1 tRNA gene is annotated in these 235 nt (G+C 46.8%); it reads right to left on the reverse strand.

Going from position 1 to position 235, the window contains the following annotated elements:
- Window positions 1-72: transfer RNA gene (locus tag Q0757_RS16985), tRNA-Phe, on the reverse strand.
- Window positions 73-235 lie beyond the last annotated feature (163 nt).

Raw genomic sequence — 235 nt, forward strand, 5'->3', positions numbered from 1 at the left:
GGCTCGAGACGGAATCGAACCGCCGACACGAGGATTTTCAGTCCACTGCTCTACCGACTGAGCTATCGAGCCATATTGCATGATTGATTTCGAGTGACATGTTTACGACTCGAATGAAATTATACCTTATTCATTTTGTTTGTCAATATGAATAATAGTAAAATGGCGGGCCTGACGGGATTTGAACCCGCGATCTCCTGCGTGACAGGCAGGCATGTTAACCGCTACACCACAG

The organism is uncultured Marinococcus sp., from assembly GCF_947493875.1.
Classification (GTDB): Bacteria; Bacillota; Bacilli; order Bacillales; family Marinococcaceae; genus Marinococcus.